The sequence below is a fragment of the Streptococcus oralis genome, from assembly GCF_015561235.1.
Lineage (GTDB): Bacteria > Bacillota > Bacilli > Lactobacillales > Streptococcaceae > Streptococcus > Streptococcus oralis_BK.
In genome coordinates, this window is record NZ_JADMTC010000003.1 from 18,329 (window position 1) to 39,095 (window position 20,767).

Sequence of the window (20,767 nt, forward strand, 5' to 3'; positions counted from 1 at the left end):
GATGAACGAAATTCAAAACAATCAATGGATTGCCCACTACCGGACGGACCAACCGCATTTTGGCTTGGAACGCATGGTAGAACTCCTAGCTCTGCGAGGCAATCCCCATCTCAAACTCAAGGTCATCCATATCGGAGGGACCAACGGCAAGGGGTCTACCATTGCTTTTTTGAAAAAGATGCTGGAAAAGCTAGGACTGAGAGTTGGGGTGTTCAGCTCGCCCTATCTCATTCATTATACGGATCAGATTAGCATTAATGGGGAATCCATTCCCGAGGCTAGGCTAGAAGCCCTCATGGCAGACTATCAGTCTTTGCTTGAGGGAGAATCTGCTGACAATTTGCAGGGAACAACTGAGTTTGAGATTATCACAGCTTTAGCTTATGATTACTTTGCCTCAGAGCTAGTAGATGTGGCTATCATGGAAGTCGGCATGGGTGGCCTTCTGGATAGTACCAATGTTTGCCAGCCCATTTTAACAGGCATCACAACCATTGGACTGGATCATGTAGCCCTACTTGGTGATACCTTGGAAGCCATAGCAGAGCAGAAAGCTGGTATTATCAAACAAGGTATTCCTTTGGTGACAGGTCGCATTGCTCCAGAAGCCTTGGCTGTTATCGACCATATGGCAGAAGTTAAACATGCACCGAGACTTGTCTATGGGAGTGATTATCAAGTCAGTCATCAAGAAAGTGTGGTGACAGGCGAAATCTTTGACTATACTAGTTCTGTCAGACAAGGTTGCTTTCAAACAGGTCTGATTGGTTTACATCAGATCGAGAATGCGGGGATGGCGCTTGCCCTCCTAGACACTTATTGCCAGGAGACTGGGCGAGAATTTGCAAGTAATGCCTTGGTTGCTCAAGCTCTTGAGGAAACCAGTTGGCCGGGGCGTTTGGAGGTCGTGTCTAGAGACCCATTGTTGCTTTTGGATGGAGCCCACAATCCCCATGCTATCAAGGCTTTATTGGCAACCTTGCAAGAACGCTTTGCGGATTATCATAAGGAAATCCTCTTTACGTGTATTAAAACCAAGGCCTTGAATGATATGCTGGATTTACTAGAGACGATGCCAGATAGTCAATTGACTTTAACCCATTTTGACGATAGTCGGGCGACGGATGAAAGCGTGCTGAAAGAGACAGCCAAGTCTAGAAATCTTAATTACCAAAGTTGGCAGGATGTTCTAGAGCAGAAATTGACAGATGAAAATGAAGAGAAAAAAACAGTTAGGATTGTCACGGGTTCCTTGTATTTCTTGAGCCAAGTGAGAGCCTACCTAATGGAGAGGAATAACTAGAGAATGGATACACAAAAAATTGAAGCAGCTGTAAAAATGATTATCGAGGCTGTAGGAGAGGACGCTAATCGTGAGGGCTTGCAGGAAACGCCTGCTCGTGTAGCTCGTATGTACCAAGAAATTTTTTCAGGTCTTGGCCAAACTGCGGAGGAACATTTGTCAAAATCCTTTGAGATTATCGACGATAATATGGTGGTGGAGAAGGATATCTTTTTCCACACCATGTGTGAACACCACTTCTTGCCCTTCTATGGGAGAGCGCACATTGCCTATATTCCAGATGGACGTGTGGCAGGTTTGTCCAAGCTAGCCCGTACAGTTGAAGTTTATTCTAAAAAACCACAGATTCAAGAACGGTTGAATATTGAAGTAGCTGATGCCTTGATGGACTATCTAGGGGCTAAGGGAGCCTTTGTTGTCATTGAGGCCGAGCATATGTGTATGAGTATGCGTGGTGTCAGAAAACCAGGCACTGCAACTTTGACGACCGTAGCCCGTGGCCTATTTGAAACAGATAAGGATCTCCGAGATCAGGCTTATCGTCTTATGGGACTATAAAAGAATCCGCTGCGTGCGGATTTTTCTAGAAAGGACTAGTTATGGATCAACTGCAGATTAAAGATTTGGAAATTTTTGCCTATCATGGTCTTTTTCCTAGTGAGAAGGAATTGGGACAAAAGTTTGTTATTTCCGCAAGCTTATCCTATGATATGACCAAGGCGGCGACTGAGTTAGATTTGGCTTCTTCTGTCCACTATGGAGAACTTTGCCAACAGTGGACGACTTGGTTTCAGGAAAGCGCTGAGGATTTGATTGAAACGGTAGCCTACAAACTAGTAGAGCGTACCTTTGAGGCTTATCCTCTTGTTCAAGAAATTAAGCTGGAACTCAAAAAACCTTGGGCTCCAGTCCACTTACCACTTGATACCTGCTCAGTAACCATCCACCGTCGCAAGCAACGGGCCTTTATCGGCCTAGGAAGCAATATGGGCGATAAGCAAGCAAACTTGGAACAAGCTATTGACAAACTGCGAGCTCGCGGCATCCATATTCTCAAAGAATCCAGTGTTTTGACGACGGAACCTTGGGGCGGTGTGGAGCAAGATAGTTTTGCTAATCAGGTGATTGAAGTAGAAACCTGGCTACCAGCACCAGTCTTGTTAGAGACCCTATTAAGCATTGAGTCAGAGATGGGACGGGTTCGAGAAGTGCATTGGGGCCCTCGTTTGATTGATTTGGACTTGCTCTTTGTGGAGGACCAGGTCATTTATACAGACGACCTCATCTTACCTCACCCTTATGTAGCAGAACGTCTCTTTGTCCTTGAGTCTCTGCAAGAAATAGCTCCCCATTTTATCCATCCAATCTTAAAACAACCAATTCGATACTTAGTTGACCAGTTGGAGCAAGGAAATGCCTAAACTTTCCGATACCTATAGCAAGTGGAAGAGCATTGGGGAGGGACTGCTTGCTATTGTTTTAGGGCTTCTCCTGATTTGTTTTGGACAAGTTATTCCGCGGGTGGGGTACCAGTTGCTGATGGGTTACTTTTCCTTGTCAGCAGTTTGGCACTTGTTGACTCGCTGGTTTCAGGATAAAAAACGTCGGGAAAATATCTTTGTAACCTTGGGAAAGCTGGCGGTTGCGGCTCTCGTGTTTGACTCTATCATCTTGCAAGACCTTGCCCTCTATCTCCTGGTTTTTATCATTGCGAGCTACCAGCTGTTTACGGGCATCATTAGTCTTGTGACCTGGTCTCTCTATCGAAAAAATGCCATTCATCCTCGGCTCCATCATCTCTTCGATGCTGTATGGATGATAGGATTCGGTCTTTATAGCATCTCTCCTTTTCACGATGCAGCGAATTTTGAATTGCTCTTGCTTGGGTTTTACTTGCTCATGCTAGGGGCTAGTAGCCTTCGGGACGGTTTCTTTTTTGAAAAGATAGAAAACAATCCCAAGCTGAAGCGGCATATGCGAATGACCCTGCCTATCTTTGTGACGGCTCTGATTCCTATCAGCACCTTGCGAAAACTAAATGAGTGGCTGGCAAATCATGAAAGCCAAGAAGGGGAAGTTCATTCGGAAAGAAAAAACGACCAGACGGTTGATCTGGAAATTTTTATCCATACCTCAGAAACCTCTTTCTTCCTCGCCATGGGACATGTGGATATTTGTTATCAAGGGCAGGTTATTTCCTATGGTTCGTATGATCCTCACTCGGAGCGTTTATTCGGCATGGTTGGAGACGGTGTTTTGTTTAAGGCCAATCGGGAAAAATACATCGAGCTCTGTAAGAGAGAAAGTCAGAAGACCTTGTTTGCTTATGGTCTGAGTTTGACGGACCAACAGAAAACAGCTATCCAAGCTCGCCTAGCGGAGATAGAAGACCTGTTAATTCCTTGGGAACCAAGTTCGCAGTTGATGAAAAGAAGAGAGGGAGAGGTCAAGCATACCTACTCCTACCAACTAAAAGAGGAAGCAGATGCGACCCTCTATAAATTCAGCTCATCCGAGTTTAAGACCTACTTCGTTCTCAGTACCAATTGTGTCTTGCTGGCAGACTCTATCATAGGAAAAGCTGGGACTGATATATTGAGTCCCCAAGGTTTCATTGTACCAGGGACTTATCAGGATTATCTTGACTTAGAGTATACAAAACCCAACGGTCTAGTTGTCAGTCGATCCATTTATTAGAAAAAGAAAACTCTAGTTCCTCAGCAATTTACGCCGAGAAGCTAGAGTTTTTAAAATAGGTCATTTTCTTCTGGAAGGAGGATGGTTTCTCTACCGTCCATGTCTACAACAAGGACCCTAGGAGGGTAAAGCGGATCAAAAGGATGATTGAAATCAAAATCAATGCTAGTCGGAAGGTTCTGACTAGAGAAATGGAAGGTAATTGTCCCCTCGTTGTTGAGAAGCTGAAATTCAAGTTCTTCTTCTAATTCAAAGACGTTTTTCAAAAAATGATCGATAATGAACCATAAAGAGTCAATAACATCATCAGGTAAGCTGGTCACAACACCAAAACTGGCCGAACGTCTCTGGGTATTTGTAAAAGCCATGTTTCCTTCCTCCTTTTATTTTTCTTATCATACAGTAAAAAAGCTGAAAAATCAAGGAAACCTACTCGCTTTTTCAAAATGAGAATGAAGAATGAAATTTTTTCAAAGTTTCTCCTAAAAATACTTGAAAGTGTTTACAATAAGTGATAAAATGGAGTAAGTAGATGTGTGAAAGCGAAATTTTCATTATAGAAAGGAAACGGAATGAACACAGATGATACAGTAACGATTTATGACGTCGCCCGTGAAGCAGGAGTTTCGATGGCAACAGTTAGCCGTGTCGTTAATGGCAACAAGAATGTTAAAGAGAACACTCGAAAAAAAGTCCTAGAAGTGATTGATCGCTTGGACTATCGACCAAATGCGGTAGCCCGTGGTTTAGCTAGCAAGAAAACAACGACAGTCGGAGTTGTGATTCCGAACATTACCAATGGTTATTTCTCAACACTTGCTAAGGGGATTGACGACATTGCTGAAATGTACAAGTATAACATTGTCCTAGCAAATAGTGATGAGGATGATGAAAAGGAAGTTTCAGTGGTCAACACTCTCTTTTCAAAACAAGTCGATGGGATTATCTTTATGGGCTATCACTTGACTGAAAAGATTCGTTCAGAGTTTTCTCGTTCACGGACACCGGTTGTTCTTGCTGGTACTGTGGATGTAGAACACCAACTTCCAAGTGTCAATATCGACTACAAACAAGCAACGATTGATGCTGTAAGCTACCTTCTCAAAGAAAACGAAAAGATTGCTTTTGTGAGTGGACCACTTGTTGATGATATCAATGGCAAGGTTCGTTTGATCGGTTACAAGGAAGCCTTGAAAAAAGCTGGACATTCTTATAGCGAGGGCTTGGTCTTCGAATCAAAATACAGCTATGACGATGGCTATGCCTTGGCAGAACGCTTGATTTCATCACAAGCTACAGCCGCAGTTGTAACAGGTGATGAATTGGCTGCGGGTGTGTTGAATGGTTTGGCTGACCACGGTGTGTCTGTGCCAGAAGAGTTTGAAATCATTACGACAGATGACTCTCAGATTGCACGATTCACTCGTCCAAACTTGACAACTATTGCCCAACCTCTTTATGACTTAGGTGCTATCAGCATGCGTATGTTGACGAAGATTATGCATAAGGAAGAGTTGGAAGAACGTGAAGTTCTCTTGCCTCATGGTTTGACAGAACGTCGCTCTACACGAAAACGTAAATAGAAAAAATCAGGGAATCGTGAGATTTCCTGATTTTGTGTTCTAGAGAAGAGGATTAGCCTTCCATATAGTCTTTCAAAGCTTGTCCTTTTAGTCCAGCATTAAGGGCAATTAATAATTTGAGGCGCGCTTTTTGAGCGTTGAGTTCTTTGACAAAGAAAACACCAGCTCGTTGCAACTGCACTCCTCCACCTTGGTAGGCGTAGACAGGTTCAGCAATACCATTAAAACATCGTGAGACCAAGGCGACTGGAATTCCTTTTTGGAGGAGATTTTCCAACTTTTGAGCTGTTTCTTTGGGAACATTGCCTGCTCCAAAGGCCTGAATGACTAGGCCATCCAGTTGTTCCAAGTCTAACATATCGATCAGCTCGTCTGTCATACCTGCATAGGCTGAGATGATGGGAACCAGACCTTGAATATGCTCGAGATCAAAACGGACACGAGGTTCGGCCGTTTTGAAGTAGAGGATTTCTTGCTTCATGATGAGGCCAAGTGGTCCATGTGTTGGGGTTTGAAAGGTGCTGACGTTGGTCGTATGAGTTTTGGTAACATACTTGGCTGCGTGGATCTCATCGTTCATGACGACCAAAACGCCCTTGTCGGCTGCTTTATCATCGCTGGCAACTCGCAAAGCGCTCAGATAGTTGTAAACACCATCGCTACCAAGTTCGTTTGAACTACGCATGGCCCCTGTTAGAACGATGGGGATGGGAGGAATTTTCATGGTATCAAGGAAGTATGCTGTTTCTTCTAAGGTATCTGTACCATGTGTGATGACAACTCCATCGTAGTTATCAGCTTCCTCTTTAATCTTATGATAGAGTGCAAGCATATGCTTGGGTTTGATATGAGGGCTTGGCAGATTAAAAAAGTCTAGGGCATGAACCTCAATCCCTTCAAGTGGATTGGAAACATGGTTCATGGGATTGTCCTGACTAGTTACAACGGCACCAGTGGCGTCTGCTTGCATGGAAATAGTCCCACCTGTATGTAAAACAAGGATTTTCTTAGGCATGATTTAGTCACTCTTTCTGAAATGTGGTATAATCATTGTAACACAAAAGGGGAGAATGGAATAGGATGGAAGTCAAAGCTGTTTTTTTTGATATCGATGGAACGCTAGTCAACGATCGTAAGAGTGTTTTGAAATCCACTAAGGACGCGATTAAGATTGTCAAAGAGCAAGGGGTACTTGTTGGAGTAGCGACAGGACGAGGGCCGTTTTTTGTCAAGGAATTGATGGAAGACTTGGACTTGGATTTTGCGGTTACCTACAATGGCCAATACATTTTTAATAAAGAAAAGGTACTCTTTGCAAGTCCGATTGCTAAGTCAAGCCTGCGTCAACTGATTGCTTATGCTAAAAAGGAGCGTAAAGAAATCGCTCTTGGAACCGAGCATGCCGTTGTTGGTTCGAAAATTATGTCATTTGGTCTCGGATCCTTTTCTCAACTGGTTAGTCGTTTTATTCCGACTGTTCTGACAAGAACCGTTAGCCGTTCCTTTAATCGAATGGTCAGCAAGGCAGTTCCTCAAAAGGAAGACGACCTGCTTAACTTGATTAATCAACCCATTTATCAAGTTTTGATGCTGATGACGCCAGAAGAATCTGAGAAGGCAGCAAGTGATTTTGAAGATTTGAAATTAACTCGAAGCAATCCTTTTGCAGCAGATATCATTAACCAAGGAAATTCCAAACTAGAAGGCATTCGCCGAGTCGGGAAAGAATATGGCTTTGATCTCAACCAAGTCATGGCCTTTGGTGATTCAGACAACGATCTGGAAATGTTAGCGGGTGTTGGTATGTCGGTTGCTATGGGAAATGGCAGTAGCAGTGTCAAAGAAGTTGCCAAGCATATTACGGCAAGTAATCAACAAGATGGTATCCACAAGGCGCTCGAGCACTTTGGTGTTTTGGCTTCAGAAAAAGTGTTTGTCAGTCGAGACTACCACTTTAATAAGGTCAAAACCTTCCACCACATGATGGATGAACGAACTCAAGAAGAGCCACAGGCATGGGATGCTGAAGGTGCAACCCACCGCGCAGACTTTAAAATTGAAGAATTAGTGGAGTTTGTTCGTGCAGCAAGTTCTTCGGAGGAAGAATTTCAAAACTCCCTTGCAAGCATGCATGAGGCACTTGATAATGCGGCAGAGAAAGTGGCGAAAAAGACACCTGCTAAGCAAAATCTGGTCGGTCAAGTGGATGCTTTGATTGACACACTGTATTTCACATACGGTAGTTTTGTTTTGATGGGAGTGGATCCAGAACGTATTTTTGATATTGTCCATGAAGCGAATATGGGGAAGGTCTTCCCTGATGGAAAAGCTCATTTTGATCCAGTTACACACAAGATTTTAAAACCAGATGACTGGGAAGAAAAATATGCTCCAGAACCTGCTATTAAACAGGAGCTACAACGTCAGCTTAAGGCTTATGAGCGACATAAGGAAAGAAATAGAAATAAGTCATGAAGCCTTTCTTGGGATAAAAACCAAGAAAGGTTTTTATTGAATCCACATTAATAGAAAACGAACTTTTGTGAATATATCACTAATTATTATTAGCTTTTTTATACAATAAAACGAAATGAAAACGTTTTGAATATTTTCGGAAAGAGAATAAGCAATTATTTCATTTACAAAAAAAGACTAAAAATTATATATTTTAGTATGATATATAATTTTTTGTAGATTTTTATCAAAAAAGGTGAGTCAAATTATTTGATATTTGAAACTTAGTGTGTTAGAATCAATTTAGAGGGCGAATAAATATAAACAGATTTAGACTACTTTAAAACTCTTTGGTAACTTTTATTGTAAGGAGACAAGAAGTTAACATATCTATTTTAGGCCTATAGGTAAGTTGCATTTAAAAAGTTGGTTATTGTTTTGAAGTTGGATTGAGATTCTGTTATATAATTTGTGCACAATTGCTCTCCAGATTTTATGTTTTCTTTATTTTTCAATTTAAAGACTTAAGAGGTTTAAAATGAATAAAAAATACACCTATTTAGCAGGTTCAATTTTAGCAGTGGCAACAATGCTTCCAGCCTTTACGCCAAGTGAAGCTCACGCTGCTTCTAACGGATATAGTAACAATAGATACTATACATCATCTAGTCGTCGTTCATCTTCTCGTAATACTAATCGTAGTACTAGCAATCGCAATCGTAGATATTACTATACTTTAAGTAATTATGGGTATAACAACTACTCTCCAAGCTATAATTATGGGTATAACAACTACTCTCCAAGCTATAATTATGGGTATGAAAGCTATTATCCTTCATACAACAATTGGGGGTTCAATAACTATAACAACTGGACTACAGGATATTACCCAAGATATACCTATTGGCATAATTGGGATAACTATTGGAATAATTACTTTAACTTAACTAAAGATGAGAATTACCTTTATTGGAATGGAAATCATTATTACCGTATGAACGATGGTAGCTACCGCATTTACCGTGATGGTGAATGGAAGCCATTGACAAACACTAACAATTCTTCTACAAATAACTTGGAGAATGATCCACATTACCGTTACGAAAATGGTTATCATTACTATGTCTTGGATAATGGAGATTATTACTATTACCAAAATGGTAAATGGGTTCTAGTAAAAGCTTCTGTTGAAACAACACCAGCTGAACCAGCGCAACCAAGTCAACCAGAAGTTCCAACTCCGACTCCAGCAGAACCAGAGACTCCAACACCTGCGCCTGGAGATAAGCCTGATGAGCCTACTACACCTGCTGAACCAAAACCGGAACAACCAACAACTCCAAGTCTTGATTTGCCAGAAAATCCTCCAATTGGTGGTGCAGAAGGTGAGTTTGATCCATTTGCTCCGAAGCCAGAGCAACCAGCAGAACCAAAACCAGAAACTCCAACAACACCTGCTGTGCCAGAAACTCCTGGTTTGACAACAACGGATAAACCAAGTGAAGATCAAATTCCTCCGTATGTCGAAAAACCGGCTGAAGGTTTGGAACACTTGGCTTGGGCACCAAATGGACAAACGCCAAAATTGGTTTACCCACCAGGAAAACCAGGTGATAAAGCCCTTAAAAATGATAAAAACTACTACTTCGATGGTAGCACTCATTACTACTATGTACCATCTAACTCAGAACGTACAGGATATTCAGCGTACTGGAAGTGGATTGGACAAAAATGGAAACTCCAAGGTATGACTGATCCAAACGATCCAGCTCTTGATCCAAAACTTCACGAAAATACTGCTGATGATGAGTACATGTACAGCGATCAAAAATCTAGCGTAAAACTTTACTCAACAAACTTGGTAACTACTGCCAAAGCTGGTCAACCATTGCCATTCAAGAATGTTGAAGAGTTCAAGAACTACGTTATCGAAAAGATGAATCCTAAGTTCCTTGATAACGCAGGATGGGATGCCAAAGTCGAATGGGAAATCGAAGATGCTGATATCTTTGAGAAGACCAAAGAAAACCCATATGCTAAGGACTATATCTTGATTGCCAACCTTAAGAGTGGTGTTGAGGACAAGAAATACAGTGACGTAGAATTTGGATATGTGAAGTTTGTTTACCGTGTTGAAGCAACAAACGATACAAACTATGACTATCTTTCAAAAGCAAAAGAAGCATTCGCAAAAATCAATGAAACTCGTAAGGCCAATGGTTTGAAAGAGTTGACTTGGTCAGAAGATATTTATCAAAACCAAGCACTTCCTAAGGTAAACGAAATTTCACGTCAATACGATAGTTCAGGTTTTGTTGGCCGTCGTGACGAAGACGCAGCTGTTGTCGTTAAGAAATGGGCTAACAGCGGTCTGAGAGAATTGCTTCTTGATCCTAACATAACTGAAGGTGCAGTAGCGACAGTTGTAGACGGGAATGGTGTATACTACTGGACTTACAGTTACAAATAATTCGATATTTTGGGATTGGATACTTTCTAAATACGACAGAGGCTTTAAACAATTGTTTAAAGCCTTTTTGTGACCAAATGTGAGTAAGCAAAAAGGAGCACAGAGCTCCTTTTTTTATGATTACAATGTTTTTTCACTTTCTCTCACGACCAGCAAATCGACTTTTGCATGGCGGAGAATATATTCAGATGAAGAACCAACTAAGAGGCGTTCAAAGGCATTGAGACCTGTAGCACCAACTAAAATCAAGTCAACATTTTCTGCATCCGGAATCGTCCGAGCGAGGAGAGTTTTGGGATTTCCCATTTCGATGACGATGTGGATATCAGTTAAACCAGCATCTTTTGCACGCTTTTCATACTCTTTCATCATACTTTCAGCATCAGCTTGGAGTTCTTCGTAAACTTCAGCATCAAAGGTAGATACGCTTTGAAGAGCGCGTGTGTCAATAACATGGACAATAGTGAGCTTGGATTCATTGCGTAGGGCAGTGTAAACACCCTTGACGAAAGCCAAGTCCGCTTCTTTAGAACCATCAATTGCGACCATAACATTTTGGTAACGTTGTGCCATAATGAAACCTCCTGAAATTTTCTTGCTTTTATTGTAACCCTTTTCACTAAAGAAGTAAAGTAAAAATCATATTTTAAATCATATTGTTTGTTGGTCATAGACTTAATGCGTATATATAAATAAAAGAAAATTGGTGAGAATTCTCTTTGTCAATGTTTTTTTCTTTTGCTTCCTTGTTTATGGAAGCTTGTCGCAGCGACTTTCTAGTGGTATAATGTTACTATCCTGACGAATTGAGGAAAAAAGATGAAAGAATTTAACAAATCTAGCAAGCTAGAGCATGTTGCTTATGATATCCGTGGTCCTGTTTTAGAAGAAGCCATGCGTATGCGAGCAAACGGAGAAAAGATTTTACGTCTGAATACAGGAAATCCAGCAGAATTTGGCTTTACAGCGCCAGACGAGGTCATTCATGACTTGATTATGAATGCGCGTGATAGTGAAGGATATTCTGACTCCAAAGGGATTTTCTCAGCCCGTAAGGCTATCATGCAGTATTGCCAACTGAAGAAATTTCCCAATGTGGACATTGATGATATCTACCTTGGAAATGGTGTCAGTGAGTTGATCGTCATGTCCATGCAGGGACTTTTGGACAATGGGGATGAGGTCTTGGTACCTATGCCAGACTATCCTCTCTGGACAGCAGCTGTCAGTCTAGCTGGAGGAAATGCCGTTCACTATATCTGTGATGAAGCTGCAGAATGGTACCCAGATATTGACGATATCAAGTCAAAAATTACTTCTAATACCAAGGCAATCGTCCTTATCAATCCAAACAACCCAACTGGGTCCCTTTATCCTAAGGAACTCTTGCTGGAGATTATCGAGATTGCGCGCCAGCATGATTTGATTATCTTTGCGGATGAAATTTACGATCGCATGGTCATGGATGGGCATGTGCATACGCCTGTGGCGAGCTTGGCACCAGATGTCTTCTGTGTCAGCATGAACGGTCTGTCAAAATCCCACCGTATCGCTGGTTTCCGTGTAGGTTGGATGGTCTTGTCTGGACCTAAGACACATGTCAAAGGATATATTGAAGGGCTCAATATGCTGTCAAATATGCGCCTTTGCTCCAACGTTTTGGCCCAACAAGTCGTACAAACATCACTGGGTGGGCACCAGTCAGTGGATGAATTGCTCCTTCCTGGTGGACGGATCTATGAGCAAAGAAACTTCATTTACAATGCTATTCAAGATATCCCAGGTTTGTCTGCGGTTAAGCCGAAGGCGGGTCTTTATATCTTCCCTAAAATTGACCGCAATATGTACCGCATCGATGATGATGAACAGTTCGTTCTTGATTTCTTGAAGCAGGAAAAGGTTCTCTTGGTTCATGGTCGTGGTTTTAACTGGAAGGAACCAGACCATTTCCGTATCGTTTACCTTCCTCGTGTGGACGAATTAGCGCAAATCCAAGAAAAGATGACACGTTTCTTGAGCCAGTATCGTAGATAAGGCTTTCATTGGAAAAGCAGGAAACATTTCCTTAGAGCTATTGACAAATAGGTAAGAATCAGATAGAATAGTAAAGTATGTTTAGTAACTGATCACTTTATAGCCGGCTAAACGAATACAAAATCTATGAGGAGGTATTCATCGTGAAACGTACTTATCAACCAAGTAAACTTCGTCGTGCGCGTAAACACGGATTCCGTAACCGTATGTCAACTAAAAACGGTCGTCGCGTATTGGCAGCTCGTCGTCGTAAAGGACGCAAAGTTTTGGCTGCTTAATCCAAACGAATTCAACAAAGAAGTCAGTAGGAACTCGAGTCTACTGACTTTTCTTTTTATCTTAAAGGGTGCATTGTCCTTGAAATCGGTCATTTCAGATGAAATTCATGGAGTGCTCGTTTAAAAGGTCACATACAAAAAACTCAAAACCAGATATAAGTAACTGATTTTGAGTTTTTGTTTATTCTTTTAAGTGATAAGAGTAGCTAGCAATAACGACGTCTTCATGCCATCTGAGAGCGTATTTTAGTTTGAGGCTCATTTGATTGTGCAGGATATTTTGCCAAGGCTTGTTAGGGATAAACTGTGGGACAAGGACTGTAACGGTGTAGTTTTTTTGCTTAGCTTCTTGGGCGATTCGTTTGACATACTTAACGCTAGGGGTGATGATGTCGCGGTAGCTGGTATTGATATTCTTCAGAGTGATATTTGGGAAGTAATCGGCAAATTCCTGGAGGATTTCTTGGTCTTTTTCTGCCGTTTCTTTAGTAGAAATGTGCATGGCTAACACTTCGTCACCGATGCTTTGAGCGTAGTTAATGGCTCCGACACTTACTCGAGTAACATTTCCTACTAGGACAAGGACAAGATTGCCGTCATAAGTGCGCTTTTCAATTCCTTCGTAGAGTCGTAGTTGTTTTGCCACTTTTTGGTAATGGCTGTGAATGGACAAAAAGAGGAAAGTTAAAACTAGGATAATTGGGAAGAATGGCCAGATATCACCCAGTCTGAAGAGGAGTAAAATGAGGACAATAGCATAACAAATGATGGCTCCTAGGATATTAGCAAAGGCAGGTTTTAAGAAGTTTGCTCCTTTTTCCTTTTTCCAATGGCGAATCATCCCAGTCTGAGAAAGGGCAAAGGGAACGAAGACCCCGATAGTATAAAGAGGAATCAAGCGTTCAGTATTCCCGTTAAAAATGAGAAGAAGGATCATAGCTCCAAAAGCCAGAGTTAAGATACCGTTGGAGTAGCCAAGACGATCCCCTTTTTCCATAAAGAGATGGGGCATGTACTTGTTTTTAGCCATATTGTAAGCCAGCATAGGGAAGGCTGAAAAGCCAGTATTTGCTGCTACAGCTAGAATCAAGGCTGTTGAGAACTGGAAAAGATAGTAGCTAGCATGACCAAAGAATGAATCACCAAGAATGCCCTTGGCCATTTGCGAAAGTATTGTTTCACCATGTTGAGGAGTGATTCCCATCCAGTAGTTTAGGAAGGTGATACCAGCAAAAAGAAAACCCAAAATCAGCGACATGATGGTCAAGGTCTGAGCAGCATTCTTTTCTTTCGGAGTTTTGAAAAATGGTACCGCATTTGAAATAGCCTCAACCCCTGTCAGAGAGGCAGAGCCACTGGTAAAGGCTCTCAATAGGAGAACGATGGAAAGGCTCGGAACGGTTTGTCCAATGGTTGAAGTCGCCTGATAGTTTAGGGAACCTGTAAATAGTTGAAAGAACCCATAAAGCAAGAGAAAGACGGTACTGAAGATGAAGAGGTAGACGGGAATCATCAGAGAGCTGGCAGATTCTTTCAAGCCTCTTAAATTCAAGAGCATGAGCAGGCAGACTAGGAAAATAGAGATATGAAGATTGTAGGGATGGAGGGCAGGGATGGCTGCTGTAATAGCATCAGCTCCAGAAGCAACGGATACGGCTACTGTCAGCATATAGTCAACAAGGAGGCTGCCCCCTGCAATCAAGCCTAGTTCAGGAGAGAGATTTTCCCGAGTGACCATATAAGCTCCTCCACCTTGAGGATAGGCGTGGATGATTTGACGATAGGAAATGGTCAAACTAGCGAGCAGTAAGAGGACAAAAATACCGATAGGGAGGCTCCACCAAATAGCGAGAGGAGAGAGACTGACTAAAACGAGAATGACTTGTTCAGGTCCATAGGCAATAGAAGACAGGGCATCGCTGGATAACATTGCAAGTGCCTGCATTTTTCCCAACAATCCCCCTTCGCCGTCTGTGAGAGACTTGAGTGGTCGACCGATAAAGGTATATTTTAATTTTCTAAACATTTTCTTTTCCTTTGATGAAAATTTCAATAAGTGTTATTATACTGCTTTGAAAAAAGGCAGTCAAGAGAGAATGACTGGTTTTTGGATATTTTTCCAAGCCGAGGAATGCTATTTTTGGTATAATAGATGGAAGAATGAGGTTAGAAGAGATGATTTTTGATACGCACACACATTTAAATGTAGAAGAATTTGCAGGACGTGAGGAGGAAGAGATTGCCTTGGCTGCTGAGATGGGTGTGACACAGATGAATATTGTTGGTTTTGATAAACCGACCATTGAGCGAGCCCTAGAGTTAGCAGATGAGTATGAGCAGCTCTGCGCAACTATTGGCTGGCATCCGACGGAGGCAGGGACTTACACAGATGAGGTCGAAGCTTACTTGCTTGAAAAACTAAAACATCACAAGGTTGTTGCTTTAGGTGAGATTGGTCTGGACTACCATTGGATGACAGCACCTAAGGAAGTGCAGGAGCAGGTTTTTCGTCGTCAGATTCAGCTGTCTAAGGATTTGAATTTGCCTTTTGTGGTCCATACCCGTGATGCGCTGGAAGATACTTATGAGATTATCAAGAGTGAGGGCGTTGGTCCTCGTGGTGGGATTATGCATTCCTTCTCAGGTTCTTTGGAGTGGGCTGAGAAGTTTGTCGAGCTTGGTATGGCCATTTCTTTCTCAGGAGTGGTGACTTTTAAGAAAGCGACGGATATCCAAGAAGCAGCTAAAGAGTTACCTTTGGACAAGATTTTGGTAGAGACGGATGCGCCCTACCTGGCTCCTGTTCCTAAACGTGGCCGTGAAAACAAAACAGCCTACACACGCTATGTGGTGGACTTTATTGCCGACTTGCGTGGGATGGCGACCGAGGAGTTAGCAGCAGTAACGACTGCAAATGCAGAGCGTATCTTTGGATTGGACAGCAAGTGATGAAAGAAAAAATTTCCCAAGTCATCGTGGTCGAAGGTCGCGATGATACGGCCAATCTCAAACGTTACTTTGATGTAGAGACCTATGAAACACGAGGTTCCGCAATAAATGACCAGGATATAGAGCGGATTCAGCGCCTGCATGAACTGCATGGAGTCATTGTCTTTACCGATCCAGATTTTAATGGTGAACGCATTCGTCGCATGATTATGACGGCCATTCCAACAGTGCAGCATGCCTTTCTCAAGCGAGATGAGGCTGTTCCCAAATCCAAATCCAAGGGACGTTCTCTGGGAATCGAACACGCCAGCTATGAAGATCTAAAAACAGCGCTGGCTCAGGTGACAGAACAATTTGAAAACGAGAACGAGTTTGACATCAGTCGTGGTGACTTGATTCGCCTAGGTTTCCTAGCGGGAGCAGACAGTCGTAAGCGCCGAGAGTATCTAGGAGAAAGCCTCCGCATCGGCTATTCTAACGGCAAGCAACTTCTCAAGCGTTTAGAGTTATTTGGAGTGACCTTGGCAGAAGTGGAAGAAGTGATGGCTAAGTATTCAGACTAACGGAGTCAGAAATGAAAAAAGTGATTATTACGGGTGGCAATAGTGGTATTGGCTACCAGTCTGCTAAACAGTTGGCTGAAAAGGGCTGGTCGGTAACTCTCTTTTGTAGACGGAAAGAAGCTGCCGAGCAAGCTTGTGAGGAAATTCGTCAGCAGACAGGAAATCCACATGTAGATTATATCTTGGTTGATTTATCTGATATGAAGAGTGTCAGAAAAGCAGCGGAACAGTATATTCAAAAAGAAGACGTTCTAGACGTTCTGATTAACAATGCGGCTGACTTTGATTTGTCAGTCAAAAAGCCCATCCTGACTAAGGAGGGATTAGAAAAGCAATTTGTGACCAATGTGGTTGCTCCCTTTTTACTTTCTACCTTGTTAAAGGGCTTGTTGGAAAAGTCAAAAAGTGGTCGAATTATTAATATTTCTTCTCAAGGGCTGATGCTTTATCCTTTCATGAAGCTTGATTTTGAAAATTTAGCTGGTCAAAAACATTATAGTCCTGCCAAGACCTATTATCAGAATAAACTGGCCTTGTTGATGCTGACGCTTTATATGCGGAAACATTGGAAAGGTATCAAGGTTCAGGCAATCCGTGTGACCAATGTCAGAGTTGATATGCGCCGCTATGATCACCTCAGCGCTTTTATGAAAAATCTGTATAAAATTAAGTCGAGATTTTCGATTAGTCCTGAAGAAATGGCGAAAGTCTATACAGCCTTATCTACAGAAGATGGCTATGCGGGCTTTTTGTATGACGAGAAATGCAGGGAAGTAAAAGCAAATAGATCTGCTTACGAAGAAGAGGAGCAAGCAAAACTCTATTCCTTGCTTGAACAACTAACCTTTTCAAGAGACAATCTATAAAGAATTAGAAAAATAAATTTTATGCTTACTCCAGTAGTGGAAAGAAATTTAGATATCGAGATCTGTTTGGAGAGTTCTGAAAAGTGATAACAGTAATCAGATAGCCCAAAAATACAAAGGGAATGTGTTACAATAGAGGTACTTAGATTTATTTTGATAGTGTTCAAATAGAAACTTATAAGGAAAGAGTGAAATGAAAATCCGAGTTGATAGAGATTCTGTGTGTATGGGGGACGATGTACTGCCTCATGAGGTGGAATTTGAAGTTCCTGATGACATGACGGTGAAAGATTTTTTTGAATTTCTAGAAAAGGGACGTTATTTACCGTCTGTCCAAGGAAACAATGTGGCCTGGGAACTCCGTAATCGGAATGGTGAACAAGGTGTTTATTTCACCAAAACACGAGAGATTATCCATCCAGATGCAATCTTAAAAGAGATGTTGGAAGGAATTACTGAGACTCCCTTATTTGTTTTGCTCTATCATAGTACCCCGGAAGCATATTATATCAGAAAAGAGAATAGATGAGAATTGCAGATTATAGCGTGACCAAGGCAGTGCTGGAGCGTCACGGTTTTACCTTTAAAAAATCCTTCGGGCAAAATTTCTTGACCGATACCAATATCCTTCAAAAAATTGTCGATACGGCTGAAATTGATGACCAGGTCAATGTCATCGAGATTGGACCAGGGATTGGTGCCTTGACGGAGTTTTTGGCTGAGCGCGCAGCTGAGGTTATGGCTTTTGAGATTGACCACCGTTTAGTGCCAATCCTGGCAGATACCTTGCGTGATTTTGACAATGTGACCGTAGTCAATGAGGATATTCTCAAAGTTGACTTGGCCCAGCATATCCAGAATTTCAAAAATCCTGATTTGCCAATCAAGGTAGTAGCCAACTTACCTTACTACATTACGACGCCTATCCTCATGCACCTGATTGAAAGTGGCATTCCTTTTAGCGAGTTTGTGGTCATGATGCAGAAAGAAGTGGCAGATCGTATTTCCGCTCAGCCAAATACCAAGGCTTACGGTAGTTTGTCGATTGCTGTGCAGTATTATATGACAGCCAAGGTTGCCTTTATCGTGCCTCGTACGGTCTTTGTGCCAGCGCCAAATGTGAACTCAGCTATCTTGAAAATGGTGCGCCGTCCAGAGCCAGCGGTTGCGGTAGAAGACGAGAACTTCTTCTTTAAGGTTTCCAAGGCTAGTTTCACCCATCGTCGCAAGACCTTGTGGAACAACCTGACAGGCTATTTTGGCAAGACTGAGGAAGTCAAGGAAAAATTGACCAAGGCTTTGGATCAAGCAGGTTTGCCACCAAGTGTACGTGGAGAAGCTCTCAGCTTGGCAGAATTTGCTAGTTTAGCAGATGCGCTTAAAGGACAAGGATTCTAAGATGCAGGGACAAATCATTAAAGCCTTGGCGGGCTTCTACTATGTGGAGAGTGAGGGTCAAGTTTACCAGACGCGTGCGCGCGGGAATTTTCGTAAAAAAGGTCATATACCCTACGTCGGGGACTGGGTAGACTTTTCTGCGGAGGAAAATTCAGAAGGTTACATTCTCAAGATTCACGAACGGAAAAATAGCCTGGTTCGTCCGCCTATTGTCAATATTGACCAAGCCGTGGTGATCATGTCCATCAAGGAACCGGACTTCAACAGCAACTTGCTGGATCGGTTCTTGGTTCTTTTGGAACACAAGGGCATCCATCCCATCGTCTATATTTCCAAGATGGACCTACTGGAAGATAGAGGGGAACTGGATTTTTACCAGCAGACTTATGGTGCTATTGGTTACGATTTTGTGACTAGTAAAGAAGAACTTTTGCCTTTGTTAACAGGAAAAGTGACGGTTTTTATGGGACAGACAGGTGTTGGAAAATCAACCCTCCTCAACAAAATCGCACCGAACCTTAATCTTGAAACAGGAGAAATCTCAGACAGTCTAGGTCGCGGTCGCCATACTACTCGAGCTGTTAGTTTTTATAACCTCAATGGGGGTAAAATCGCGGACACGCCAGGATTTTCATCACTGGACTATGAAGTGTCAACGGCGGAAGACCTTAATCAGGCCTTTCCAGAGATTGCTAGTGTCAGTCGGGACTGTAAATTCCGTACCTGTACCCATACCCATGAACCGTCCTGCGCAGTCAAGCCAGCAGTAGAGGAAGGTATCATTGCTAGCTTCCGTTTTAACAACTACCTACAATTCCTCAGTGAGATTGAAAATCGCAGAGAAACCTATAAAAAAGTCAGCAAAAAAATTCCAAAATAAGGAGAAACCTATGTCTCAATACAAGATTGCTCCGTCAATTCTGGCAGCAGATTATGCCAACTTTGAACGTGAAATCAAACGCCTAGAAGCAACTGGGGCAGAATATGCCCATATCGATATTATGGATGGTCACTTTGTACCTCAGATCAGCTTTGGTGCAGGTGTAGTCGAAAGTCTTCGACCTCATAGTAAGATGGTCTTTGACTGCCACTTGATGGTAGCAAATCCAGAACACCACTTAGAAGACTTTGCGCGTGCAGGAGCTGACATCATCAGCATCCATGTTGAAGCGACACCTCATATCCATGGTGCTCTTCAAAAGATTCGTTCTCTCGGTGTTAAACCTTCGGTTGTCATCAATCCTGGGACACCTGTGGAGGCGATCAAGCACGTCCTTCATCTAATTGACCAAGTTTTAGTCATGACAGTTAACCCTGGATTTGGGGGACAAGCTTTTCTGCCTGAAACTATGGATAAGGTTCGTGAGTTGGTTGCCCTTCGTGAGGAAAAAGGCTTGAACTTTGAAATCGAAGTGGATGGCGGGATTGATGATCAGACCATTGCTCAGGCTAAAGAAGCTGGTGCGACCGTTTTTGTAGCAGGTTCCTATGTCTTTAAGGGAGATGTCAATGAGCGAGTACAAACTCTCAGAAAACAACTGGACTAGAGTTGCCGTTTTTGCAGGCGGAGACCGAGGTCACTACCGGACGGATTTTGATTGCTTTGTCGGTGTGGATCGAGGCTCGCTTTGGGTCTTGGAGGAAGACCTTCCTCTAAATCTAGCAGTTGGCGATTTTGATTCTGTCACTGAAGAAGAGCGACAGGTAATTCAAAAAAATGCCCAGCATTTTGTCCAGGCGAGACCAGAAAAAAATGATACAGATTTGGAATTGTCTCTCTTAACCATCTTTGAGCAAAATCCTCAGGCTCAGGTGACTATTTTCGGTGCTCTTGGTGGTCGGATCGACCACATGCTGGCCAATGTTTTTCTACCTAGCAATCCCAAGTTGGCACCCTATATGCGTCAGATAGCGATTGAGGATGGGCAAAATGTGATTAGCTATTGTCCAGAAGGGACCAGTCAACTAGAGCCCCGTTCAGACTATGACTATCTAGCCTTTATGCCGGTTCGGGATAGTCAGTTGACCATTCTTGGTGCCAAGTATGAGTTGACAGAGGAAAATTTTTTCTTTAAAAAAGTATACGCTTCTAACGAATATATAGATAGGGAAGTTTCGGTGACTTGCCCAGATGGCTATGTCGTCGTGCTGCATAGCAAGGACAGGAGGTAG

Annotated in this window: 21 protein-coding genes; 17 read left to right on the top strand and 4 right to left on the bottom strand. The window is 42.4% G+C overall.

The features are described 5' to 3' along the window. Window position 1 precedes the first annotated feature (1 nt). From I2H52_RS08350 to I2H52_RS08365, 4 genes are read left to right on the top strand one after another with little or no spacing between them, the layout of a single operon-like run. A complete protein-coding gene (locus tag I2H52_RS08350; RefSeq protein WP_195594990.1) occupies window positions 2-1,303 on the top strand; it encodes a bifunctional folylpolyglutamate synthase/dihydrofolate synthase in 1,302 nt (433 codons plus the stop codon). Window positions 1,304-1,306: 3 nt separating this feature from the next. Beyond that, entirely contained in the window at window positions 1,307-1,861 is a 555-nt protein-coding gene (gene folE, locus I2H52_RS08355; protein ID WP_000380916.1) for a GTP cyclohydrolase I FolE, read from the top strand. 41 nt (window positions 1,862-1,902) lie between these two features. Beyond that, window positions 1,903-2,724: a 2-amino-4-hydroxy-6-hydroxymethyldihydropteridine diphosphokinase gene (folK, locus tag I2H52_RS08360; RefSeq protein WP_084872196.1), complete on the top strand. Its 822-nt coding sequence runs from the start codon at window positions 1,903-1,905 to the stop codon at window positions 2,722-2,724. After that, window positions 2,717-4,000, top strand: coding sequence for a DUF308 domain-containing protein (locus tag I2H52_RS08365; protein ID WP_195594992.1), 1,284 nt, complete (start codon window positions 2,717-2,719; stop codon window positions 3,998-4,000). Before folK ends, I2H52_RS08365 begins: the two co-directional genes overlap by 8 nt. 50 nt (window positions 4,001-4,050) lie before the next feature. Here the strand turns inward: I2H52_RS08365 and I2H52_RS08370 are convergent, their stop codons facing one another. After that, a complete protein-coding gene (locus I2H52_RS08370) occupies window positions 4,051-4,368 on the bottom strand; it encodes a DUF960 domain-containing protein (protein WP_084938918.1) in 318 nt (105 codons plus the stop codon). Window positions 4,369-4,572: 204 nt separating this feature from the next. On the opposite strand from I2H52_RS08370, the gene ccpA reads away from it, so the two are divergent. Beyond that, on the top strand, window positions 4,573-5,583 hold the full coding sequence (ccpA, locus tag I2H52_RS08375) for a catabolite control protein A (RefSeq protein ID WP_001090635.1): 1,011 nt from the start codon (window positions 4,573-4,575) through the stop codon (window positions 5,581-5,583). Window positions 5,584-5,635: 52 nt separating this feature from the next. Here the strand turns inward: ccpA and I2H52_RS08380 are convergent, their stop codons facing one another. Beyond that, window positions 5,636-6,598 carry an asparaginase gene (locus tag I2H52_RS08380; protein ID WP_007519608.1) on the bottom strand — a complete coding sequence of 321 codons (963 nt, stop codon included), beginning with the start codon at window positions 6,596-6,598 and terminating at the stop codon, window positions 5,636-5,638. Window positions 6,599-6,663: 65 nt separating this feature from the next. Here I2H52_RS08380 and I2H52_RS08385 point away from each other — a divergent pair, with 65 nt between their 5' ends. Continuing rightward, window positions 6,664-8,058, top strand: a complete 1,395-nt coding sequence (locus I2H52_RS08385; protein ID WP_195594995.1) for a Cof-type HAD-IIB family hydrolase — start codon at window positions 6,664-6,666, stop codon at window positions 8,056-8,058. Between the two features lie 517 nt (window positions 8,059-8,575). After that, window positions 8,576-10,507, top strand: a complete 1,932-nt coding sequence (locus I2H52_RS08390) for a hypothetical protein (RefSeq protein ID WP_007522428.1) — start codon at window positions 8,576-8,578, stop codon at window positions 10,505-10,507. Between the two features lie 120 nt (window positions 10,508-10,627). Here I2H52_RS08390 and I2H52_RS08395 read toward each other — a convergent pair whose 3' ends face one another. Next, window positions 10,628-11,080 (bottom strand): universal stress protein, encoded by a 453-nt coding sequence (locus I2H52_RS08395; RefSeq protein ID WP_000079164.1) that lies wholly within the window; start codon window positions 11,078-11,080, stop codon window positions 10,628-10,630. A 246-nt stretch (window positions 11,081-11,326) separates the two neighbouring features. Here I2H52_RS08395 and I2H52_RS08400 point away from each other — a divergent pair, with 246 nt between their 5' ends. Together I2H52_RS08400 and rpmH are read left to right on the top strand one after the other, a co-directional pair. Then, window positions 11,327-12,541, top strand: coding sequence for a pyridoxal phosphate-dependent aminotransferase (locus tag I2H52_RS08400; RefSeq protein ID WP_195594996.1), 1,215 nt, complete (start codon window positions 11,327-11,329; stop codon window positions 12,539-12,541). 143 nt (window positions 12,542-12,684) lie between these two features. Then, window positions 12,685-12,819, top strand: a complete 135-nt coding sequence (rpmH, locus tag I2H52_RS08405) for a 50S ribosomal protein L34 (protein ID WP_000831905.1) — start codon at window positions 12,685-12,687, stop codon at window positions 12,817-12,819. A 181-nt stretch (window positions 12,820-13,000) separates the two neighbouring features. Here the strand turns inward: rpmH and I2H52_RS08410 are convergent, their stop codons facing one another. Further along, window positions 13,001-14,845 (bottom strand): APC family permease, encoded by a 1,845-nt coding sequence (locus I2H52_RS08410; protein ID WP_045616501.1) that lies wholly within the window; start codon window positions 14,843-14,845, stop codon window positions 13,001-13,003. 149 nt (window positions 14,846-14,994) lie between these two features. Between I2H52_RS08410 and I2H52_RS08415 the strand changes: the two genes are divergently transcribed. The 8 genes from I2H52_RS08415 to I2H52_RS08450 all read left to right on the top strand — a co-directional run bounded on the left by I2H52_RS08415 (window position 14,995) and on the right by I2H52_RS08450 (window position 20,767). Then, complete coding sequence (locus I2H52_RS08415) at window positions 14,995-15,768, top strand: TatD family hydrolase (protein WP_045616500.1); 774 nt, start codon at window positions 14,995-14,997, stop codon at window positions 15,766-15,768. Continuing rightward, complete coding sequence (gene rnmV / locus I2H52_RS08420; protein ID WP_045616499.1) at window positions 15,768-16,331, top strand: ribonuclease M5; 564 nt, start codon at window positions 15,768-15,770, stop codon at window positions 16,329-16,331. The genes I2H52_RS08415 and rnmV overlap by 1 nt, the downstream gene beginning before the upstream one ends. A gap of 11 nt (window positions 16,332-16,342) precedes the next feature. Continuing rightward, window positions 16,343-17,197: an SDR family NAD(P)-dependent oxidoreductase gene (locus I2H52_RS08425; protein ID WP_045616497.1), complete on the top strand. Its 855-nt coding sequence runs from the start codon at window positions 16,343-16,345 to the stop codon at window positions 17,195-17,197. A gap of 193 nt (window positions 17,198-17,390) precedes the next feature. Then, the gene (locus tag I2H52_RS08430; RefSeq protein ID WP_009730697.1) at window positions 17,391-17,726 is read left to right on the top strand and encodes a hypothetical protein; all 336 of its coding nucleotides are present in this window, start codon (window positions 17,391-17,393) and stop codon (window positions 17,724-17,726) included. After that, a complete protein-coding gene (gene rsmA / locus I2H52_RS08435) occupies window positions 17,723-18,595 on the top strand; it encodes a 16S rRNA (adenine(1518)-N(6)/adenine(1519)-N(6))-dimethyltransferase RsmA (protein ID WP_045616495.1) in 873 nt (290 codons plus the stop codon). The genes I2H52_RS08430 and rsmA overlap by 4 nt, the downstream gene beginning before the upstream one ends. 1 nt (window position 18,596) lies before the next feature. Continuing rightward, the gene (rsgA, locus tag I2H52_RS08440; RefSeq protein WP_045616494.1) at window positions 18,597-19,475 is read left to right on the top strand and encodes a ribosome small subunit-dependent GTPase A; all 879 of its coding nucleotides are present in this window, start codon (window positions 18,597-18,599) and stop codon (window positions 19,473-19,475) included. Between the two features lie 10 nt (window positions 19,476-19,485). Beyond that, the gene (gene rpe, locus I2H52_RS08445) at window positions 19,486-20,142 is read left to right on the top strand and encodes a ribulose-phosphate 3-epimerase (RefSeq protein WP_045616493.1); all 657 of its coding nucleotides are present in this window, start codon (window positions 19,486-19,488) and stop codon (window positions 20,140-20,142) included. Then, entirely contained in the window at window positions 20,105-20,767 is a 663-nt protein-coding gene (locus I2H52_RS08450) for a thiamine diphosphokinase (protein ID WP_195594998.1), read from the top strand. The genes rpe and I2H52_RS08450 overlap by 38 nt, the downstream gene beginning before the upstream one ends.

Coding starts and splice junctions, on each gene's coding strand:
- I2H52_RS08350 (WP_195594990.1), top strand. CDS start 2: ATGAACGAAATTCAAAACAATCAATGGATTGCCCACTACCGGACGGAC.
- folE (WP_000380916.1), top strand. CDS start 1,307: ATGGATACACAAAAAATTGAAGCAGCTGTAAAAATGATTATCGAGGCT.
- folK (WP_084872196.1), top strand. CDS start 1,903: ATGGATCAACTGCAGATTAAAGATTTGGAAATTTTTGCCTATCATGGT.
- I2H52_RS08365 (WP_195594992.1), top strand. CDS start 2,717: ATGCCTAAACTTTCCGATACCTATAGCAAGTGGAAGAGCATTGGGGAG.
- I2H52_RS08370 (WP_084938918.1), bottom strand. CDS start 4,368: ATGGCTTTTACAAATACCCAGAGACGTTCGGCCAGTTTTGGTGTTGTG.
- ccpA (WP_001090635.1), top strand. CDS start 4,573: ATGAACACAGATGATACAGTAACGATTTATGACGTCGCCCGTGAAGCA.
- I2H52_RS08380 (WP_007519608.1), bottom strand. CDS start 6,598: ATGCCTAAGAAAATCCTTGTTTTACATACAGGTGGGACTATTTCCATG.
- I2H52_RS08385 (WP_195594995.1), top strand. CDS start 6,664: ATGGAAGTCAAAGCTGTTTTTTTTGATATCGATGGAACGCTAGTCAAC.
- I2H52_RS08390 (WP_007522428.1), top strand. CDS start 8,576: ATGAATAAAAAATACACCTATTTAGCAGGTTCAATTTTAGCAGTGGCA.
- I2H52_RS08395 (WP_000079164.1), bottom strand. CDS start 11,080: ATGGCACAACGTTACCAAAATGTTATGGTCGCAATTGATGGTTCTAAA.
- I2H52_RS08400 (WP_195594996.1), top strand. CDS start 11,327: ATGAAAGAATTTAACAAATCTAGCAAGCTAGAGCATGTTGCTTATGAT.
- I2H52_RS08410 (WP_045616501.1), bottom strand. CDS start 14,845: ATGTTTAGAAAATTAAAATATACCTTTATCGGTCGACCACTCAAGTCT.
- I2H52_RS08415 (WP_045616500.1), top strand. CDS start 14,995: ATGATTTTTGATACGCACACACATTTAAATGTAGAAGAATTTGCAGGA.
- rnmV (WP_045616499.1), top strand. CDS start 15,768: ATGAAAGAAAAAATTTCCCAAGTCATCGTGGTCGAAGGTCGCGATGAT.
- I2H52_RS08425 (WP_045616497.1), top strand. CDS start 16,343: ATGAAAAAAGTGATTATTACGGGTGGCAATAGTGGTATTGGCTACCAG.
- I2H52_RS08430 (WP_009730697.1), top strand. CDS start 17,391: ATGAAAATCCGAGTTGATAGAGATTCTGTGTGTATGGGGGACGATGTA.
- rsmA (WP_045616495.1), top strand. CDS start 17,723: ATGAGAATTGCAGATTATAGCGTGACCAAGGCAGTGCTGGAGCGTCAC.
- rsgA (WP_045616494.1), top strand. CDS start 18,597: ATGCAGGGACAAATCATTAAAGCCTTGGCGGGCTTCTACTATGTGGAG.
- rpe (WP_045616493.1), top strand. CDS start 19,486: ATGTCTCAATACAAGATTGCTCCGTCAATTCTGGCAGCAGATTATGCC.
- I2H52_RS08450 (WP_195594998.1), top strand. CDS start 20,105: ATGAGCGAGTACAAACTCTCAGAAAACAACTGGACTAGAGTTGCCGTT.